This window comes from Aliivibrio sp. S3MY1, assembly GCF_028765575.1.
Classification (GTDB): domain Bacteria; phylum Pseudomonadota; class Gammaproteobacteria; order Enterobacterales; family Vibrionaceae; genus Aliivibrio.
In genome coordinates this window covers 1-4,094 of the sequence record NZ_JARACO010000053.1, presented here as the reverse complement: position 1 = coordinate 4,094, position 4,094 = coordinate 1, and the positions used below count along the sequence as shown (strand labels likewise).

3 protein-coding genes and 3 pseudogenes are annotated in these 4,094 nt (G+C 35.6%); 4 read left to right on the top strand and 2 right to left on the bottom strand.

The genetic code is table 11. The annotated features are described in order from the left end of the window. Window positions 1–252: 252 nt before the first annotated feature. Window positions 253–1,209, top strand: coding sequence for a tyrosine-type recombinase/integrase (locus PVK62_RS16970; RefSeq protein WP_274449498.1), 957 nt, complete (start codon window positions 253–255; stop codon window positions 1,207–1,209). A 147-nt stretch (window positions 1,210–1,356) separates the two neighbouring features. On the opposite strand, the pseudogene PVK62_RS16965 reads toward PVK62_RS16970, so the two are convergent. Continuing rightward, window positions 1,357–1,440: pseudogene (locus tag PVK62_RS16965) on the bottom strand (alkylphosphonate utilization protein); the annotation flags it as partial. Between PVK62_RS16965 and PVK62_RS17675 the strand changes: the two are divergent. From PVK62_RS17675 to PVK62_RS16955, 3 genes and pseudogenes are all read left to right on the top strand, one after another. Continuing rightward, window positions 1,438–1,731, top strand: a pseudogene (locus PVK62_RS17675) (site-specific integrase); the annotation flags it as partial. The pseudogenes PVK62_RS16965 and PVK62_RS17675 overlap by 3 nt on opposite strands. 122 nt (window positions 1,732–1,853) lie before the next feature. Further along, window positions 1,854–2,144, top strand: a complete 291-nt coding sequence (locus PVK62_RS16960) for a MarR family transcriptional regulator (protein ID WP_274444749.1) — start codon at window positions 1,854–1,856, stop codon at window positions 2,142–2,144. 86 nt (window positions 2,145–2,230) lie between these two features. Further along, entirely contained in the window at window positions 2,231–2,452 is a 222-nt protein-coding gene (locus PVK62_RS16955) for a hypothetical protein (RefSeq protein WP_274444750.1), read from the top strand. Between the two features lie 371 nt (window positions 2,453–2,823). On the opposite strand, the pseudogene PVK62_RS16950 reads toward PVK62_RS16955, so the two are convergent. Beyond that, window positions 2,824–4,094: pseudogene (locus PVK62_RS16950) on the bottom strand (CHAT domain-containing protein); the annotation flags it as partial.

The window sequence follows — 4,094 nt, the reverse complement described above, 5'->3', positions numbered from 1 at the left end:
AGATAATTACTGGCATTGGTATGATACTAATCACGGACTTCTTAAAATATCTTCCTCGTCATACCTTATGTACTCACTTAATTCTTATTTTAGAGTGCACAACAAGCGGCATAAAACTGATCTTACTGGTGGATTTATCATCAAAATACACTTAAAAGATCCAAAATGGATCTCTACTTATTAAAATGTACCTTTGGAAAAGTAGAGAATGATCATATACTATAGGCAGAGTAATAAATAAGTTGTAAATCAATGACTAGTGACAACGTAACGCTTTTAAGTAATGAAAATTCAGTAGGATTAACCATGCCTAAAGTGAGTAGCTTAAATGCAGCTCAGGCATATTTGTTATCTCTAAACTCTGAAAACAGCCGATCAACGATGAGATCAAATTTAAATAAGATCGCTCATCTTCTTGGATCTTTTAATTTAAACAATTGCCCATGGCATCAAATAAATCGTGATTACGTACTTGGTGTCATTGAGGCATTAAAATCTGAAAAATTAGAATCGGCCACCATCAATACCTACATTGCGGCAATCAAAGGTGTGGCTCAAGAACTGTGGTTATCGAAAAAAATCACGACTGAAAACTATCAATTAATAAAGCACATTAAACAAATAAAAGGCTCTCGATTAGCTAAAGGTCGAGCCTTATCTAGTCATGAAATCCAATTGTTGTTTTCTTCTTGTAATGACCAAAGCATAAAAGGTATTCGAGACAGTGCTATTTTAGGTGTGTTATTAGGCTGTGGTTTAAGACGCTCAGAAATTGTGGATTGCTCTATTGGTAGTTTTAATGCAGAAGAAGGGGCATTGCGAGTACTCGGAAAAGGTAATAAAGAGCGTATGTGCTATTTACCTCAACAGTCATTAACGTTATTAGATTTATGGCTAACCACAGTCAGTGGTGATAATGAGCGAGCTCTGTTTACCCGTATAAGACGTTTTGATACTGTGACCGATGATAAGCTTACCTCACAAGCGATCTTACATATATTAAATGAAAGACGAAAACAGGCTGGGGTAAATGCATTTTCTCCACATGATTGCCGAAGAACGTTTGCTTCTATGCTATTAGATAATGGTGAGGATATCTCTACAGTAAAAGATGCGATGGGGCACGCAAGTATAATTACCACACAAAAGTACGATAAACGTGGATTTGAACGTTTGAAAAAAGCGAGTGCTAATTTAAGTTTTATGTGAATAAATAATCACAGTAGTTAGAAAATACTCGGGATTATAATTTGATTTTTGCATATTTACTTAAAAAAATGACTACCGAAAACTCTCAGACATAAAAAAAGACGCAATTAAGCGTCTTTTTTAGTCTATCGATTGTGAAGTAATGAATTACTTTTTACGACAGAACTCAGCGATAACATACATAGATTGACCGCCGTTAGCTTTACCAGAAACTAAACGAGGATCGTCGCCTGGCAACTGGATCATTATTACCAGGGGAACAATGTCTTTCCTAATTCAAAATACGATAAGGCACCAATCCATCGTGGTACCGTCAGTGATTTTGTTAAGTCAGTAAGTAAGGGGGAATGGACCGCTCATGATTTAAGAAAGCTGGCTAGAACGGTTTGGGCTGATATTGGTATTGATTACCTAGTAGCAGAGACTCTGCTTAACCATGCTAAGGGAAAACTCGATCAGGCTTACATTCATACTCATATTGAATTTCAGAAGTCAGAAGCCCTTAATCGCTACCATTTATGACTAAAAAAGAGCTGTTGCAACTGTTTATCGCCTGTTTTTCAGAAATAGATGAGCAGTAAAATGATCTTTAAGATCAATTAATAAAGTTAAAATAAATATCAATCACAGGGGGTAATCATAGGATGACAATTTTAGGCAAAAATGACCATATTTCGGCTGATTTATTGAAATGCGCACGTTCGGCTCCACACCAAGTTGGAGCGCTTAAATTGAGTAAGACACAGTTAATTGTTCTGCAGTCGATTAAAGAGGGTGAAGAGGTGACACCGTCACAGATTGCGGATAGATGTGGTTTGTCATCAAGTTGGGCAAGTTCGTTGTTGAAGAGGCTGGCGGAGAAGTATTACTTAACTCGAAGTTGTATGCAGCAGTTAACGGGTGGGGTTGAGTATAAATATTTAAAACTAATTTAGAAGGTAACTGTTCTACTTGATCTTAATTTCTTTTGAGCATACAAATAGATTCTTTGAATATTTCTTTATTAACTGAAGAGGCTAAGATGACAAGTAATGAACGCAATAACAAATTAATTTTAAATAAATTAGAAGAAGTAGCATATTTTATTGATGCACAAAATGATTCCAACTGTGCGAGTTCGGAAGCAAGAGTTAAGTCTTTAGTTAATGACTTGCTTGAACACTTTCAGAGTGGTAAAGATTTGAAAGTTTTGCTCCGTGGTCCTGCTTTAACTGATGCCATAAGTAAGCATAAAGAAAAATAATCAGTTGGATAGGTTCTTCTAGAGCCTATATCCCTACCTACGGGGTGACATCCCGGGGAATAAAAATGTTTCGGGCTCTATGGTCACCACCAACAGGTTAGAAATAATCCCTTTGGTTTCTTACTTTCTGTTTTGCGTGATGCGTAACATCCATTGAGATTTAAAGAAGAATACATTTAAAACAAAGCTCGCTATAAAAAAGTTAGGTTCTAAATTAAAAGGCTACTTCATGTGATTAAATGTAGATTGAAAAACGGAGTGTCGCTCATACTCCGTTAATTTAAATAGACACTTACGTTGGTTAGTTTGTAATAATTGTAACTTAAGTATTGGTTAACTGAACGTACGTAAGCTAACTACCTATTCGAGGGTTAGATAGTGAGGTCAATCACAATTGTTTCAGGCCTACCTAATTGAGAATAAAACATTGTCTCGGTGAGGCCTATATTCTGGACCATTTTATCGATCTCATTCATATCCACCCCTGTTTCATTATGTATTACTGATAGCACCATGTCATACCATCCATTTAGATGTGTATTGATTATCATATTACAATCGGTATGTATTTTTTCATATTTGGCCTGATCAAATAGCTTTTTATCGTCCCTAAGCATTATTAAGAACTCCGTACAAAAAGAAAGTCGAAGCAAACCTGATAAGAACTGCCTCCAACTAATTAAGCCTACATTAAGTTTACTTAATGCATTCAAGTAACCGCTTATTCTATAAATCAACCTGCCTATAAAAACTGCAGAATCTACTGCGTCAACCGGAAGTAGTGTACCAACTACTGACATAGCCCCACGCGATAAAAAGCCATTAGCAACCGATGCATGGGAACCTCCAATAGCTGACGTTAGACACGCACTTAAAATAATCACAGAAGGGTATACAACGGGTAATTTCCATGTATCAACCTTCTCATTTCCTATTTGAAGCCACCCATGTGACTCGCTTCCTCCATGATTTCCATGACAATCAAAGATTAATATATTATTTTTACATCTGCTTAGCGCTTCGATTAACTCATCAGAACTACCTACATCGATGAATGTAATATTGACAACATTATCTATTTTCGCATAATGATTTATTGAATTTTCTAAAATGAATTTAAGTGGATCATTATCTTTGAAAGAACGAATCACTGTAATATTCATTAGGTGTTTTTTTGAAACAGTTATACTCGAAAAATTGACGCATTCTTGGATAAACTTATTCCCTGGTGTTGTATTAATTTTCGATATTTCATGAGAAAACATCAACGGGATTCTATCTATTGGCAACCACTCTAAAATAGCATCAGTACAAAGTGTTAGGGAGCTCGAATTTTGAGAAATAAAATCACATAGGCGGTCTCCGATTTCATCTCTCATTTTTGTCGTCAATTGTGCAAATTTTCTCTTTAACTTAATTTTAGATTTATCAGTTCCAGACTTTGATAAACTCTCAATATCATTAAGCTCGCTATGATAGAAGTTAATTCCATTTGGAATTCTTATAGCTGGTGAGTTATTAGACACAGAAAGGAGGTTTATAGCCGCGGATGAAAGGGCTAGTTCAAATTTACGCGCAGCTTGAATGTTAAAGACTGTAGGGCTTTTAGTAATTTTATCAATCTGTGTATCATCATTAATCT